This window comes from Gemmatimonadaceae bacterium (genome assembly GCA_019752115.1).
Lineage (GTDB): Bacteria > Gemmatimonadota > Gemmatimonadetes > Gemmatimonadales > Gemmatimonadaceae > Gemmatimonas.
In genome coordinates, this window is the sequence record JAIEMN010000020.1 from 1 (window position 1) to 15,641 (window position 15,641).

Annotated in this window: 12 protein-coding genes; 4 read left to right on the plus strand and 8 right to left on the minus strand. The window is 69.1% G+C overall.

The window, feature by feature from the left end; translation table 11 throughout:
• Positions 1-163 precede the first annotated feature (163 nt).
• The 7 genes from K2R93_09840 to K2R93_09870 all read right to left on the minus strand — a co-directional run bounded on the left by K2R93_09840 (position 164) and on the right by K2R93_09870 (position 7,853).
• Positions 164-1,081 (minus strand): universal stress protein, encoded by a 918-nt coding sequence (locus K2R93_09840; protein MBY0490128.1) that lies wholly within the window; start codon positions 1,079-1,081, stop codon positions 164-166.
• A gap of 252 nt (positions 1,082-1,333) precedes the next feature.
• Positions 1,334-2,737 (minus strand): hypothetical protein, encoded by a 1,404-nt coding sequence (locus K2R93_09845; protein ID MBY0490129.1) that lies wholly within the window; start codon positions 2,735-2,737, stop codon positions 1,334-1,336.
• 61 nt (positions 2,738-2,798) lie between these two features.
• Positions 2,799-4,046, minus strand: coding sequence for a hypothetical protein (locus tag K2R93_09850; protein MBY0490130.1), 1,248 nt, complete (start codon positions 4,044-4,046; stop codon positions 2,799-2,801).
• 10 nt (positions 4,047-4,056) lie between these two features.
• Entirely contained in the window at positions 4,057-5,547 is a 1,491-nt protein-coding gene (locus K2R93_09855; protein MBY0490131.1) for an AMP-binding protein, read from the minus strand.
• Positions 5,548-5,604: 57 nt separating this feature from the next.
• Positions 5,605-5,886 (minus strand): hypothetical protein, encoded by a 282-nt coding sequence (locus K2R93_09860; protein ID MBY0490132.1) that lies wholly within the window; start codon positions 5,884-5,886, stop codon positions 5,605-5,607.
• A gap of 92 nt (positions 5,887-5,978) precedes the next feature.
• Positions 5,979-6,416, minus strand: coding sequence for a hypothetical protein (locus K2R93_09865; protein ID MBY0490133.1), 438 nt, complete (start codon positions 6,414-6,416; stop codon positions 5,979-5,981).
• 12 nt (positions 6,417-6,428) lie between these two features.
• The gene (locus K2R93_09870; GenBank protein MBY0490134.1) at positions 6,429-7,853 is read right to left on the minus strand and encodes a M48 family metalloprotease; all 1,425 of its coding nucleotides are present in this window, start codon (positions 7,851-7,853) and stop codon (positions 6,429-6,431) included.
• A 274-nt stretch (positions 7,854-8,127) separates the two neighbouring features.
• Between K2R93_09870 and K2R93_09875 the strand changes: the two genes are divergently transcribed.
• The 3 genes from K2R93_09875 to K2R93_09885 are packed head-to-tail and all read left to right on the plus strand — an operon-like array spanning position 8,128 to position 12,695.
• Positions 8,128-9,114: a CsgG/HfaB family protein gene (locus K2R93_09875; protein MBY0490135.1), complete on the plus strand. Its 987-nt coding sequence runs from the start codon at positions 8,128-8,130 to the stop codon at positions 9,112-9,114.
• Positions 9,111-10,331: a hypothetical protein gene (locus K2R93_09880; GenBank protein MBY0490136.1), complete on the plus strand. Its 1,221-nt coding sequence runs from the start codon at positions 9,111-9,113 to the stop codon at positions 10,329-10,331. Before K2R93_09875 ends, K2R93_09880 begins: the two co-directional genes overlap by 4 nt.
• A 3-nt stretch (positions 10,332-10,334) precedes the next feature.
• A complete protein-coding gene (locus K2R93_09885; protein MBY0490137.1) occupies positions 10,335-12,695 on the plus strand; it encodes an Ig-like domain-containing protein in 2,361 nt (786 codons plus the stop codon).
• 156 nt (positions 12,696-12,851) lie between these two features.
• Here the strand turns inward: K2R93_09885 and K2R93_09890 are convergent, their stop codons facing one another.
• Positions 12,852-13,574: a CsgG/HfaB family protein gene (locus tag K2R93_09890; GenBank protein MBY0490138.1), complete on the minus strand. Its 723-nt coding sequence runs from the start codon at positions 13,572-13,574 to the stop codon at positions 12,852-12,854.
• Between the two features lie 64 nt (positions 13,575-13,638).
• Here K2R93_09890 and K2R93_09895 point away from each other — a divergent pair, with 64 nt between their 5' ends.
• Positions 13,639-15,396, plus strand: coding sequence for a protein kinase (locus K2R93_09895; protein ID MBY0490139.1), 1,758 nt, complete (start codon positions 13,639-13,641; stop codon positions 15,394-15,396).
• The last annotated feature ends 245 nt before the right edge of the window (positions 15,397-15,641 follow it).

Consider the following 15,641-nt stretch of genomic DNA (forward strand, 5'->3'; position numbering starts at 1 on the left):
GCCGACGGCGGCACTCCACGCTCGGCTACGTCAGCCCCGCCGAGTACGAAGCGCAACAGCCGATGGCCGCGTAGTATCGATCCGACACGCGTCCACTTTTTCGGGGCAACTCCAAACCACGTATACGAACCACGTATACGTGGTACGTATACGCCGTTCGCAGTTACGGAGTAGGCACCGCCAACACCCCGCACCGCGCCGTCCGCAGCACGCGCGTCGCAACGCTCCCCACCACCAGGCGCTCCAGGAAGCTGTGGCGCTGCGTCCCCACGGCGACCAGCTCGGCGTTCGACTGCTGCGCGAAGGCGAGCAGCGCCGGCGCCGGATCGCCGCGCACGGCGACCGTCTCCACGGTGATCCCGGCGGGCACCTCGAGCTGATGCACGAGCTGATCGAAGAGCGGGGGTAACGTGCGGCCGTACTCCGCGTCCCACGCCTGCCAATCCGCCGACGGGTGCTCGAAGCGCGGACGCACATGCACGAGACTCAGCTTGCCCCCCGGTGAGAGCAGACGCAGCGCGAGATGCGCGGCCATGACACTCGCCGAACTGAAGTCGAGCCCCACCACCGCATGCGACGGCGTGCTGAAGTGCGGCGGCACGGCGAGCACCGGGACGTGCGACTCCCGGAGCGTGGCCAGCGTGGTCTCGGTGCCAAAGAGGCGATCGAGCGGATTGTGCCGACCAATGCCCATCACGAGCATCGCGGCCCCGCGCTGTTCGGCCTCGTACGCAAGGGTGCGCGGGGGCGATCCCATCGCGATATGGATCGGCCACGACAGATCGCCGGCGGCGGCAATGGAGAGCGAGCGCTGGAGATCGTCGTACAGCGCCTTGCGGCGGGACTCGTCGATCTCGGCCGGTACCGGCAGCACATCTATGCCCGCCGCGATCCCCGGCATCGGCTCACAGACGCCGATGATCTCCGGCGCCCCCCCCAACGCGTGTGCCGCCAGGCGCCCCGCCGTGAGGAGGGCCTCGCTGGATGCGACCGCGCCGTCGCATGCAATGAGAATCGGACCGCCGCCGATCGCTGGGGCGGCACTCGTGGCCGGCAAAGACATGTTGGCGATGGCGGACATCCTGCGAAACCCTCCGGTCGTGATGCCGGGTCAATCAGGCGAGCGGGACAGGGCCTGCACGACGGACCCGAAGTGGGGCATCACGCCACACGAATTAGAGGGTCGCACTTTGGGGATGACCCCTCTATCGGGGAGACGCGACCGAACCGTCAGGGAATCCCGCACGTCCATGTGGGAATCCCTTCAATTCACATGCACAACTCCGAATTCCACCGTCCGGAGATCGCGGTCCAATACTGGTAGGACCATCTATTACAAGGCCCAGCGGAGCCCACGCGCGACCCGATCCAGGATCCGGTGACCCAGCGTTCTTTCAGACCATTTTTGCGACGTTATCGCGACACTATCAGATAAGTCATCCAGAAAAGTGCGCTCCATGGCGGCGCCGCAGGCACTATCCAGCAGCAACACGTTGCACTCCGCGTTGAGCCACAGCGACCGGAAGTCGAGATTCGACGACCCGATCAGCGACGCATAGCCGTCCACCACCAGCGTCTTGGCGTGCAGCGTGGCCCGCTGGTACTCGAAGATCTGTACGCCAGCCCGGAGCAGCATCGCATAGGCCCCATGCGCCGCATGGCGCACCAGGGGCACGTCCGTCCGTTCGCTGGGGAGCAGCAACCGCACATCCACCCCGCGCTGCGCCGCCAGCACCAGCAGCCGGAGCGCCTGGGTCGGGGGTGCGAAATACGGCGTCGTGATCCAGAGCCGTTCGCGGGCGGCCCCAACCAGCGCCGCGAGCACCGACAGCGTTTCGCGTTCCCCCCGGCCGGGGCGCGAGTCGATCACGAACGCCATCGTCTCACCGTCAGCGGGCGCGAGCGTCGCATCGGGCACGCGACGGACCCGTCGCCCGCGCCGGCGCTTGGCCAGCGTGCGCTTCACGATCGTCTGCAGCGCGCGGGCGCCGAATGGTCGAGCCCCCGGCGGGCGCACGATCCCTTCGCTCCAGCTCACATACGCGAGACCGGGGAGCGCCGGGCCCCGCGCGCGATCCCAGCCTTCGGCGAAGACCGCCGCCAGTTCGCGCGCCACCGACCCATGCACTTCCACGAACGTGTCGCGCCACGCGTCGTGATGCTGGCGAATGCTCGAGCCGTACTCCTCGCCGATGTTCATCCCGCCGGTGAACGCGATGGTGCGATCGATCACCAGCAGCTTGCGATGATCGCGACGCAGCGCTTCGAAGGGATGGTGCCAGACCCGGTGAAAGTGGCGCACCTGCACGCCGCTCTTTTCGAGCAGGCTCCAGAAGCGATCGGCGGTCGCGATTGAGCCCACCGCATCGGCGAGCACACAGACGCGCACGCCACGCTGCGCTGCCGACGCGAGCGCCACCTGCACCGCCGCACCGAGGCGATCGTCGCGCAGGATGTACGTCTCCAGCAGAATCTCCTCGCGCGCGGCCGCCATCGCCTCATGCATGCGCGCAAACGCCTCGGCGCCATCGGAGAGCAGGCGCACCGGCGGCGCCACATGCAGCGGCGCGTCGTCGATCTGCTGAATCAGCGTGCGGAACGCCGGATCGTGCACGCCATGATCGAGGACCCGCGCCGCCGCCCACGCCCGCACCGGGCGCTGCAACCGCCAGCGGGACAGGCGCGCATCACGCCTGTCGTGGCGAGCGGGCAAGGAATCCGGCGGCGGGACGGCCATGCGCGGAAGCTAACCCACGACAACGCGGTGCGATCCCTTCCACCCCACTGCGTTTACCGCGTCATCCCGCCGCGAAGAATCGAATCAAGAACTGACAGAACAGCGCCCCCAGCACCGTCATCGAAAAGCCCCACAACAGCAGCTGACGGAACAGGCGCTTGGTATCCGTCCCCGCCGGCACCGCCGCGATGCACAGCGAGCCGATCGTCGAGAGCGGCGACACATCCACCACCGCCGCGCCGACGTTGATGCTGAGCGCGATCTCGAGCGGATTCCCGCCACCAAGCTTGGCCACGAGCCCGGGTACCGCCGGCAGGAAGGCCGGATACACCACCCCCGACGTCGAGCTGTACGTCGACAGCAGGCCGGTGACGCCGGCGATCGCCCCATTCACCGTGCCGGGCGTGGCGAGCTTGGCAAGCAGCGTGCTGAAGAGATCCATGCCACCCGTCTTCTCGAGCACACCCACCAGGACGGACACGCCGCACACCATGACGAGCACGGCCCAGGGCACCTGCTTGATCATGCCGTTGTCGTCGCCGAAGCCGGCGAGCACCAGCACCGACGCGGCACCAAAGGCGAGCAGGCCGGGATTGAGCTTGTAGAACACCACGCCGAGCATCCACAGCACCCCGACGGCCACCGTGAGGCCGTGCGTACGGGTGAAGTGCACCGGTCGCGGTTCATGCGCGTGGCGATGCGCCGTGAGCAAACGCGGGCCACCGAAGAGCGCCCAGGCGATCATCGCGGCGAGCGCATGCGCGGCGAAGTTGGCCCCCCACACCGCCCACGGGTGCCCACCGAGCCCCGCCTTCTCCATCAGCCCCGCCACCAGCACGCCGATCGCGCTGATCGGCGAGAGATTCCCCGCATTCGCGCCATTGCCGATCATGAGCGCGGTGAGCAGCGGCGGGACCTCCGCTTCGTGCGCGAGCCCCATCGCGATCGGCGCCAGCAGCGCCACGGTGGCGATCGCGCCGGGGCCCATCGTGGAGATCGCACACGCCAGCACAAAGAGCAGCAGCGGCAGCAGCCCCGATCGCCCGTGCAGCGCGCGCACGCCGGCGTGCGTGATGGCGTCCATCGTGCCATTCCCCTGCGCCACGCCGAAGAGCAGCGTCACGCCCACGAGCGTGAGGAAGAGCGAGCTCGGAAACGCCGTCATCACCTGCTCCACCTTCCACCCGGCGCCGAACACCGCGATGGGCCACGCCAGCGCCACCGCCAGCACGCCCACGTTGAGGCGCGAGGTAAGGCTCGCGCCGATCACGATGAGCAGGGCGATCAGCGACAGTTCAGCCGGCCTCATGCGCGGGGCCTCAGGTGGGAGTGTAGGGCGGCAGCAGGTGCCGTTGCACCTTGCCCAGCGCGGTCCGCGGCAGCGCGTCCACACGTACAAAGCCGCGCGGCACCTTGAAGCTCGCCAGCTGCGCCCGCACCTGGCCCTCGAGCGCTCCCAGATCGACGTCGTCGCCGCACACGACGTACGCCACCGGCACTTCGCCGCGACGCGCGTCCTTCACGCCAACCACCGCCGCCTCGCGAATCCCGGGCAGCTCGGCGAGCAGTTCTTCGATCTCGCGCGGATAGATGTTGAAGCCCCCCGAAATGATCAGGTCACTGCGACGCCCTTCGAGCGTGATATACCCGTCGGCCGCACGCACCCCCACATCGCCGGTGCGGAACCATCCATCCTGCCACGCGGCGGCCGTGGCCTCGGGGCGACGCCAGTAGCCGGCGCACACATTCGGCCCCTGCACCAGCAGTTCACCGCTCGTGCCATCGGGCACGTCGTCACCGGCATCGTTCACGATGCGCACGCGCGTGAGCGGCAACGGCAGCCCCACCGTGCCCGCGCGCCGCTCCCCATGATACGGGTTGCTCACGTTCATGAGGGTTTCGGTCATGCCGTAGCGCTCGAGAATCACGTGCCCGAAGCGGTCGCGGAACTGCTCCAGCACCGGCGCCGGCAGCGGGGCACTCCCCGACACGAAGAGCCGCACCCCCTCGCCGATCGCCCGCTGCTGCTCAGCGGGCAGCTCCAGCAGCCGTACGTACATCGTGGGCACGCCAAAGAACACGGTGGGCTTGTAGTCGGCGAACCACTGCGGCGCCTTCTCGTGCTCGAAGCGCTCCACCAGATACAGGTGACAGCCACTGAGCAGCCACGCGTGCACGCCATTGCCCAGCCCATGGACGTGAAAGAGCGGCAGGGTGGCGAGATAGCGATCGGCCGCGGTGAACTCCCACTGCTGCACCAGCGCGAGGCCGTTCGCCGCAAAGTTGCCATGCGTGAGCACCGCGCCCTTCGACGCGCCGGTCGTGCCCGAGGTATACACCAGCGCCATCGGGGTATCGGCGCCGGTGACCACCGCATCGCGGCGATCCGCGGCGGTGCCCGCGCGCCCCTCGGCCGCAGCGTGGAGCGCCTCGACATCCCACCACGCCGTCCCGTCCGGCAGCAGCGGCGCCTGCGCGGCCGTGGTAATCACCGCCACCGGATCGGCATCCCGCACGATGTGCGCGATCTCGCGCTCCCGATACAGCACGTTGATCGGCACCACGATCGCCCCGGTCTTCACGCCCGCGAGCCAGAGATCGAGGATCTCCGGGCGATTCGTGAGATAGAACGCCACACGATCGCCGCGACCGATGCCGCGCGCGCGCAGCTCCGCCGCGAGCCGATTGCTCCGTGTCTCGAGGTCGCCGAAGGTGGCGTGCGTCAGGCGGCCATCGGCCGCCTCGAACGACAGCGCCGACGCGTCCGCGCGCCCCCGCAGGGCGCGATCAAAGAGTCCCAGCAGTGACATGGCGCGGAAGGTACCCCCGCGCCCTGAGCGGTCAAGCAAGCACCGCGCGCGCGCGCGTCAGACGATCAGACGTCGGAGCGCGCGCGCCGTCTCGAGGACGGTGTCGGCAAAGCCTTCCCGCTGGAGCTCTTCCAACGTGTAGCCGGCATCACGCAGCAGTGTCTGCAGCAGCGCCACCAATCGGGATTCCGGATCGAGATCCGGGCGGCGGCGCACGTCGTCGAGCCGTACCTCGGCCGTCGCGCCGGCGGTAGTGGCCCAGGCCAGCGTGGCCAGCGCATACGCATGTTCGACGCCACCGGCGAACGCGCCGAAGGACTCACGGAGAGCGATGGGCATGCACAGCGTCCGGTAAGGGAGAGCACAACCGTGGACCCAACATCGGTGCACGATCGGTGCCGCCCGCGGCTCAGCGCGGCACCCTGAGCGGATCAGCCGACGCGCAATTCCTGCGTCAGCGCTCGGACGCCGGGGAGTGACAGGCCGTCCTCCTCGAAGACCAGCACGCCGACCAGCGCCCGCGCCACGTCGTCGGGCAGGCGATCGGCGCGAAAGGCCTGAATCACCGGGCCCGTCCGCATCGCATCGCCCAGCCGCGGCTGGGCCCATCCGCCCTCGAGCGTGGGCTCGGCGTCATACCCATCCATCAGCACCGCCGGCAGGCGCGTCGCCGCCGCCCCGCGATACACCAGCGCCGGCGCGCCGGGCCCGAGACTCCGCTCGAAGAGCACTTGCCACGCCATCGGTCGCGCCCCGCCCTCTCGCGTGCCGGTCGCCACCACGACGCGCGGCTCACGCGCGAGCACGTGCATCCGCTGCACGGCGTCCTGCAGATCTTCGAGGATTCGCGTTGCGCGGTCGTCGGTCATGCCGAGAAGCTACTACGGGTTCACGCGCTTCAACACCATGCCGCGCGGCAACGCCGTGGTGGCCTCGATGCCGTTGATCAGCAGCACCTCGTCGGCCGAAATGGCGCTCGGATACCGCTGCACGTACTGCGCCCCCGTCATCGCCTGATCGAGCGTCACGAGGCTCACCCGCATGGGCTGCACCGCGAGCGCCGTCGCATCGGTGAGCGGCTTGAAGGAGCGCATGGCCGCGTCCAGCAGCGGACCGTGCTGCGCCGCTACTTGGGGCACCACGAGACCGAGCATGAGATACGTGGTGCCGTTGTACGAGAGCGCCGTGGCCAGCCCGTTGAGGGGGCCCTGCGGCGTTTGGGCATCGAACGCCGCCTGCACCGCCGGCAGGCCGTTGATGGACACCTGGCCGCTCTGGCGCACCGTGATCCCCTGCTGACTCACGAACGACTGTATCGCCTGCGCCGGTGTCCCCTGCCCCGGCACCAGTTGCAGCTGCGCGCCATTGTCGGCACTCACCGCGATCACGGCATCGGGCTGATTCGCCGTCTTCCATCCGGTGGGGAAGGTGATCTCGAAGCGCAGATCCGGGTGCAGAAAGCGCGTCCCGCGGAAGAAGCCGTTCCGCGGATTCTCCCCGTACATCATGCCGTTCAGCAGACGCAGAAAGGGCTCGCGGTTTACCTTCGTGTTCGCGAGCTGCGCCGGCGTGGTGTGCGCGAGTCGCTGCTCGGCGCGTTGCACGCGATTCCCGGGATCGGGGTGCGTACTCTGCCACTCGGGGACGCGCCCGCCACCCGACGAGAGGCGGCCGAGCATCGTGAACACCTTGGGTGATTCGCGCACATCGAACCCTTGGGCGAGCGAGTACTGAAACCCGAGCGCGTCGGCCTGCAGCTCGTCGTCCCGACCGAACTTGAGGAACAGGAGCGACGCGCCGGTCCCCAACAGATCCCCGTACTTCGCCACGGTGGGGGAGACGATGCTCGCGCCCACGAGCCCGATCTGTGCCAGTTGCTGCTGGCTCATCGCCGCCACGGTGTGCTTGGCGGTGACGTGGCCGATCTCATGGCCCACCACCTCGGCGAGCTCCGCTTCGCTGTTGATGTGCGTCAGCAGGCCGCGCGTGACGAAGATGAAGCCGCCGGGATAGGCAAAGGCATTCACCGCCGCGTCGTCGAGGACGTGGAACTCCCACGGCAGACTCGGCCGCTCGGACTTGGCCGCCATCGCCTGCCCGATCCGCCGCACGGTGGCCAGGGCCTCGGGGCTCGGCACTTCGCCGACCCGCTTGAGGTCGTTCTGGGAAGCCTCGCGCCCCATCTGCACCTCCTGCGACTCCGACACGAGCGACAGCTCGCGCCGTCCGGTCACCGGATTGGTGGCACAGGCGGTCAGCAGCAGCGCCAGCGCCGTGCGGCGGACGGTGGCCGAACCACGCGGCATCGCGGGTAACGGGGGGACTCCCATGGGTTCTCCGGTATGAGGCTCACAGACCACGTGGGCAAGCCACATGCCCATCGACAGCCTGACGTGTGGGCGAGCAAGCGATTTGCCGGTGTTGAAATGACATGCGGTTCACACATCCCGACAATGCACCCAATGGCTGAGTTCGGTGCACTTTATTTTGCTTGACCCTCTAGACTATAGAAGGCACATTCTCATGTGGACCTGAGGTCTGCTTTTGTAGCTCTTGTCACGCTCCAGTCAAATCGCCCCCATGTCTCAATTCTCCCGGCACGCGTCACGGCCCGTCCTCGCGACGTCGCTGCTGACGGTCACTGCGGCGCTCTCGCTGCTCAGCGCCTGTGCCCGCGGCACGGCCTCGACGGCTGCCGCTCCGGCTCCGGTCGACGCCGCCGCGGCGCGTCAGCTTGGCAGTGAAGCGCGGGGCACGATTCGACGCGGCGCCGTTGGCGTACCGCCGTTCGCCACCACCGGGCGCGACACCACGCTCGTGCCGCTCGCGTATGCGCTCGCCGATCTCGTGGCGACCGACCTCTCGCGCAGTGCCCGCGTGAACATCGTGGAGCGCGCGCGCCTCGGCGAAGTGCTGCGCGAACTCGATCTCAGCGCGAGTGGCCGCGTCGACTCGGCGTCGGCGCCGCGCGTCGGGCGACTCGTGAGTGCCGAACGGCTGATCTTCGGCTCGGTCGATGCCATGGGCGATGGACGCAACATCCGTCTCGGCGCGCGCATCGGAGAAGTCAGCACCGGCGCGGTCACGACGGCGGTTGATGCGCAGGCGCCGCTGGTGGAGATCTTTGCCGCGGAAAAGGCGCTCGTGCTGCGCCTCTTCGAGCAGATGGGCGTGACGCTCACCCCCAAGGAGCAGGCCGCGCTGCAGCAGCAGCCGACGCGCAACCTGAGCGCGCTGCTCGCCTACGGGCGCGGCGTGCAGAAGACCTACGACGGTGATTATCGCGGCGCCGCGCAGGCGTTCCGTGATGCGTATCGACTCGATCCGAGCTTCTCCGGCGCGCGCACCCGCGAGCTCGATGCGCGCTCGGTCGGCGCGACGGGTACCGCGGCGCCCGTCGGCGTACCGGGTGTGCGCGCACTCGATGCGGCCATCTCCACGACCGTCGATCGTCTCAATCGCCCGCTCGATCTCGTCACCAACGTGAGTCGCGCCGTCTCCACGTCGGCGGACCCGGCCTTCCCGGGGACGCAGGCCACCATCGTCATCACGATCTCGCGCCCGTGATGCGTCGTTCGCTGCAACTGGCCGGCCTGCTGGCTGGTATCGCGTCGCCAGCCACGGTGCTGACGGCGCAGGATCGGCTCATTGCCTCGAGCGTGGCCGCCATTGGCGCCACGCTCGATGTCGCGTCGTTCGGCAAGGGCGGCTTCACGCAGCCCGGCGTCTTCGGCGCCGACTCGGTGCGCACGCGGCAGGTGACGCAGGTCGGCATTCCCGTATCGCTGTCCATGGCGTTCACCCCGCAGTGGACGCTCGATGTGCAGACGCTGTATTCGAATCTCACGCTCGACTATCGCTCGCTGGCCGGCACCAACGCACGCAGCGCCACCCTCTCGGGGATGAGCGATGTGCGCACGCGTGTCACGGGGCGTCTGCTCAACGACGCGCTCGTGCTCACCATCGGCGCGAATCTGCCGACCGGGGCCACCAAGCTCGACGGCACCGACTTCCTCGTGCTGCAGACGGCGAGTGCGCCGGCGCTGGGGCTGGGCAGTCCGCCCGTCGGTACGGGGCCGAGCGGCACGCTGGGCATCGTGGGCGCTCGTCAACTCGGCGGTGGCGCGCTGGCGCTCGGCGTGTCGTACGAGTTCCGTGGCACGTATCAGCCGGTGGCCGCGCTGGTGGCGGGTGCGCCGAGCGCCGACTTCCGCCCGGGCAACGTGGCGCGCATGTCGGTGGGCTATGATCGCTTGCTCGGCAAGCATCGCTTCGTGGCTAGTGCCGCCGCCGATCTCTTCCAGGAAGACGTGCTCACCGACAAGAGCGTGAGTACGCCGGCCGTGTCCTCGGTCCGCCTCGGTCCGGTCATCACCACCGATCTGCAGCTCCACCTCGCCGTGGCGCGCGCACGCGAGTTCGTGCTCTGGACCTCGAACCGGTTCCGCGAGCGCTTCGAGCGCGATGGCCGCGCCGTCGATGGCTCCAACGGCAATTATCTCGATCTGGGCATCCGCACGCGCTTCCCGATGTCGCGCACGCTGGATCTGCTCGTGACCACCGACGCGCGGCACCACAGTGGCCTCGCGATCAATCAGGGGCTCGCCACGGCGCGCAGTACGAGCGCCGGCGCCACCCTCGGCCTGGTGGTGCAGGCCGGCCGTTACTCCATTCAGCCGTACGTTCGTGGTCGAAGCGGGTTCGCGCAGCCTCGCGCGCTCAACGCCTCGTCCATTCCCTTCAGCGGCGCCTCAGCGGGACTCGTCCTGCTGACGCGATTCTGAGCCATGCAACCTTCGCTGTTCTCCCTCGGCGCACTGCGTCGCACTTCACTGCCCCTCGCCGCGCTGGCGCTGTTCGCCGCGTGCGCGACCGACGGGCCCAGTGCCGTCACCGATGCACGTCCGGCGGCACTCGCCGTGCGCGCACTCGTGCCCCGCACCGACGCCTCCGCGGGTCCCGCGGCCGTGCGCATCACGGTGGGGTACGTGCGTCAGAACGGCACGGTGGTGCCGCTCGGCGGTGCGCAGCAGTTCACCCTCGATCAGAGCACGCAGGCGGTGCCGGTCGCGGTGGATGTCGCCACGTGCCTCGCGGACGGCGCGCGAGCCGGCACTGGTGGCGCCGCCCCCGCGGCCGACGAGTGCAACGTGCAGCTCACGCTCGAGTTTCTGCTCAACGGCCTGCGGGTGGACCAGCAGGTGCTGTCGAACGTCAGCGTGAAGCCGGGGCAGACGTCCACCGTGAGCCAGCCGGTCGCACTCGCGCAGGTGAGCGACGTGCGCGTGGTGCTGCCACCCGCGAACACGCAGCAGGGGGCGCTCCGCCTCGAGGCGGGCGCGTCGGCGGCGCTGAGCGTGCAGGTCATCGATGCCAACGGGCAGACGCTGACCGGTCGCACGGTCACGTGGTCGAGCGCGAATCCCGCGATCGCCACGGTGAACAGCGCCGGTGTCGTCACGGGTGTGGCGGTGGGTGGTACACAGATCACCGCGAGCGTCGCCGGGCGTGATGTCGGCACGGCTACGGTGGTGACGGTGCCGTCGCAGCTCGTCACCGTGGCCTCGACGGGTGCGTCGGGTCAGGGGCGCGTGCTGTCGTCGCCGTCGGGGATCGATTGCCTCATCACCGGCACGCAGACGACGGGCGTCTGCGCGGTGCGCTTCCCGGCCGATGCGAATGTGCAGCTCGCCGCGAGTGCGGGGTCGGGTTCCGACTTCGCGACGTTCACGGGTGATTGCAGCGCCATCCAGGGGGCTACGTGCACGGTGGTCCCCACGGCGGCCCGGCGCGTGTCGGTGGGCTTCCGGGCGCGGCAGACGCTCACGGTGAGCGGTGCCAGCTCAGGGAGCGGCACCGTGGTCGCGAGCGATGGCACGATCAGCTGCACCATCTTCGGCGCGAGTGCGTCGGGGCCGTGTGCGGCGGCGTTCGCCGAGGGCGCCACGGTGCAGCTCACCGCCGCCGCCACCGGCGGTAGCGCGTTCCAGGGATGGCAGGGCGACTGCGCCAGCGCGAGCGGCGCGACGTGCACGCTCACGATGGACCGCGCGCGCGCCACGTCGCCGCGCTTTGTGGGCAGCGCCGCGCTGATCGTGCGCGGAGCCGGCAGCGGCTTCGGCACCGTGAGCTCGCAGCCGGCGGGTATCGCCTGCTCGGTGCTGGCGGGCAACACCGAAGGGGCGTGCACGACGTCGGTGCTCATCGGCAACAGCATCACGCTCACGCCGGTGCCCGCCTCGGGCAGTGAGTTCATCGGCTGGAGTGGCGCCTGCTCGGGTTCGGCGGCGTGCACCGTGACGCTCGCGCAGCTCAGCGAAGTCACGGCCACGTTCCGTCAGCTCGGCGTGCCGCTCACGATCACGCTGTCGGGGCCGAGCGGCGGATCGGTGACCACGAGCAATGGCCAGGCGTGCGCCAGCACGGGATCGCCGGTCACCTGCACGATTCTCGCGGCACCCGGCTCCACGCTGCGCGTGACGGGCAACCCGGGGCAATACCTCCGCTTCACGGGCTTCACGACGCTGTGCGCCGGACTGACGAGCTGCGACCTCGTCATGAATCAGCCGCGTAGCATCAGCGCGGCGTTCACGACGCGGCCGGCCACCATGTGGCTCGTGCTCTCGGGCAGCGGCGCCGGCACGGTGAATGGCACCGATGGCTTCACCTGCACGCTGGCGGATGGTCAGGGGAACCGGTCGTGCTCCACGACGGTGACCGCCGGTACGCCGGTCCAGTTCAGCCCCTCGCCCGCCTCGGGCAGTGCGTTCGGCGGGTGGAGTGGTCCGTGCTCCGGCACGTCGTCCTGCTCGCTCCTGGCCGATGACGTCACGCTGAGCGGCGTCTTCCGCACGATTCCCACGGTGGTGCGCGTGCAGCGCGCCGAGGGCGCGGGTGGATCGGGTCAGGTGATCTTCGGCTCGGAGAACAATCGCTGCACGATCACGAGCACGGGGACGAGCGGCCGCTGCTCGGTCGAAGTGGTGCCCAACTCGACGATGACCTTCACCATCGATCCGTCGGTCGGCTTCCCCTTCGCGGGCTGGGGCGGCGCGTGCGCCAGCTTCGGGACGAACCCGGTGTGCACGATCACCGTAAAGACCAGCGTGGATGTGACGGCGCGCTTCCAGAGCCCGCCGTCGCTCTGATCCGGCCTCTCGCCACGATCGGCGGTACCAGGTAACAGCTGCAAAGGGTCACGACGACAAACAAGAAAGGGCACGAAGAACGAGAATGTTCTTCGTGCCCTTTTTGTTGTGCTTCGTGACCCTTTGCGGCTGTGCTACGAGCCGACCAACGAACCGTTAACGCGGCTTTTCGAGCGACGCGAGGATCGACTTGGCGCGGCTGTTATCCGGGTTCGCCTGGATCGATTCCTTCATGAGCGCCACCGCCGTCGTGGTGTTCTTGCGATCCTGCTCTTCCAGCGCGCGGCTCAGCAGCATCATCGACTTGAGCTGGTTCGGGCCCTTCGCCCCAACCATCGCGCCTTCGCTCGGCGCGCTCGCCGTACGCGCCGGGAGCTTGAGACCGGCGTTGACTGCCTTGCCGAGATCAGCCAGCAGCGAGAGCATCGCATCGGCCTTTCCGGTGACCGACGTCGCATATTCCAATTCCGACGTCTCGGTGTTGATCGCACGCACGTCCATGCGCATGCTGCCCTTCGGGTCGATCACGAACGATCCCATGAGCATGTGCAGCGCGCCGAGCGTCTTGCCCAGCTTGGCGGCGGTGCCCTGTTCAACGCGATTGCTCGCGCCGAGATTCTGTTCTTCCAGCAGCGCCTGCAGGCGATCACGTTCGACCACGCGAATGCCGGTGTTGCTCGAGAGTTCGGTGATGAGCATTTCAGCGAGCCCCTTGCTGAGGGGTGCGTACTCGGCATTGTTGCCGACTGCGCCATTCGTGAAATACATCACCGCAACGGTGGGCTTCTGGGCCTGAGCGGTGGGCGCCATCATCGGCAGGGCCACTGAGGCCATCAGCACTGCAGCACGGGCCACCCGTGCGAACGATACGGTTGACATGCGATATTCTCCGCGAAGTGGGACGCAGAAACATTAACGCTTTTCCGGCGGTCTGGCGGCAACTATGGCAAAGATCTGTCCCGTCTGCGGCACCGAGTTTACGGATGAGAGCGCTTTCTGCCCGGCGGACGGGTCGACCCTTCGTTCCAAGGAAAACGAAGCGGGCGACCTCGTCGGCCAGGTGATCGCCGACCGCTATCTCGTCCAGAAGAAGCTGGGCGAGGGCGGCATGGGCGCCGTGTATCTCGCCAAGCATGTCCGCCTGCCGAAGCAGGCGGCCATCAAGGTGCTGCGCCCCGAAATGCTGGCGGACTCAGCCAGTGTGGCGCGCTTCAATCAGGAAGCCGCGAACGCGAGCCAGATCGAACACGAAGGCGTGGCGCGCGTCTTCGACTACGGCGAGACGGCTGACGGCACGGTGTACCTGGCCATGGAGTTCGTGAAAGGCCGTTCACTTCGCGATGTCCTGGATCAGGATGGGGCGCTGTCGCTCGAAAAGACCGCGGCCATCGTGCGCCAGGTCGCGGGTGGTCTCGACGCCGCCCATCGCCTGGGGATCGTGCATCGCGATCTCAAGCCCGACAACATTCTCGTCGCCGAAGAGGACGGCACCGGCGAGGTGCGCTGCAAGGTCGTGGACTTTGGCATCGCCAAGGCCGTGGGCGCCGGCGCCAATGGTCAGGCGCTCACCCGCACCGGTATGGTGGTGGGCACGCCCGAGTTCATGAGCCCGGAGCAGCTGCTCGCCGGGGAGCTCGATCATCGCAGCGATGTGTACGCGCTCGCGCTCGTGGCGTATCAGTGTCTCACGCTCGACCTGCCCTTTGATCTCAAGGCGCCCGACCGCGGGATGACGGCGCGGCTGGTATCGCAGCCGCGCGGGCTCGCCGTGGTGCGCCCGGATCTGCCGTGGCCCAAGGAGCTGCAGGCAGTGTTCGATCAGGGGCTCGATCGCGATCCCGATCAGCGTACGCCCAGCGCCGGCGCGTTTGCCGATGCCTTCGATGACGCCGTGGCGGTGGCCCTCGGCGGCAAGCAGAGCGCGAAGCCCGCCAAGAGCGCCACCGCGACCGCCAAGGCCGCGGCCGCGGCGGCCGCGAGTGCCCCGACGATCGCCGCGCCGGCGCCGTCCACGGCCAAGGCGGTGGAGAAGTCGGGGGGCAATGGCGCCCTGATCGGCATCGCGGCGGCCGTGATCATTCTGGGCGGCGGCGGCGCCTGGTGGTTCATGGGACGCGGCGCCGCAGCGGCGCCGACGGCCGATAGCACGGCCGTGGCCAGTGCCGCCCCGGCCACGGGCGGCGAAGCGCCCGCTGCCGGGCCAGCCCCCGCGACGCCGACGACGCCGGGGGGCGGTGCTGGCGCCGCCGGTACCGGTGCCACGGCGAAACCCGGTGCGGCGACGACCGCACCGGCCACCACCACGCCAGCGGCCGGTACGAAGCCGGGCACGGCACCCGCGGCGGGCCCCGCACCAGGCGGAAGTGCACCGGCGGCGCCGGAGCTGCCGGCCGAGGCGGGGAGCAACGCCGCGGCACTCCGCAGCCTCGACAATCTCGAAAAGACGGTGCGTCGCGCGATGGAGGCCGACAACGGCAATGATCTCGCCTCGGCCGCCATCCCTGAGCTCCGCCGTCTGCTCCCGCAGCTGACGACGTCGACCGACAGCGCCAACGCGTATCTGCGCATCGCCGAGGCGTACGGGGTGCTGGATGACGCGAAGAGCGCCTGCCTCTCGCTGCAGCTCGCCCGCCGCACGGCTCGTACCTCGGCGCAGGCCGGCGCGATCACCCGCATGACCGAGCTGCTGTCGTGTAAGTAGGGCCGCACACACCGCGCACGACGACGGGGACGCACGCCGATTCGGCGGGCGTCCCCGTTCAGTTTTCCCCCGGGATCAGGCATCTTGCATGCGTAGTTCTGCTGGGTCCCGCTCGTTGCCCGTGCGCACTCCGGGCAGCCCCCCCTCGCCGCGCCCTCGCGGCCCCCCTCATCCCTCAGCATACCCGTGTCTTCACTTCCTCACGTACGCGCGCGGGTTCGTGAGAACCGGCCCTCGCGGACGGC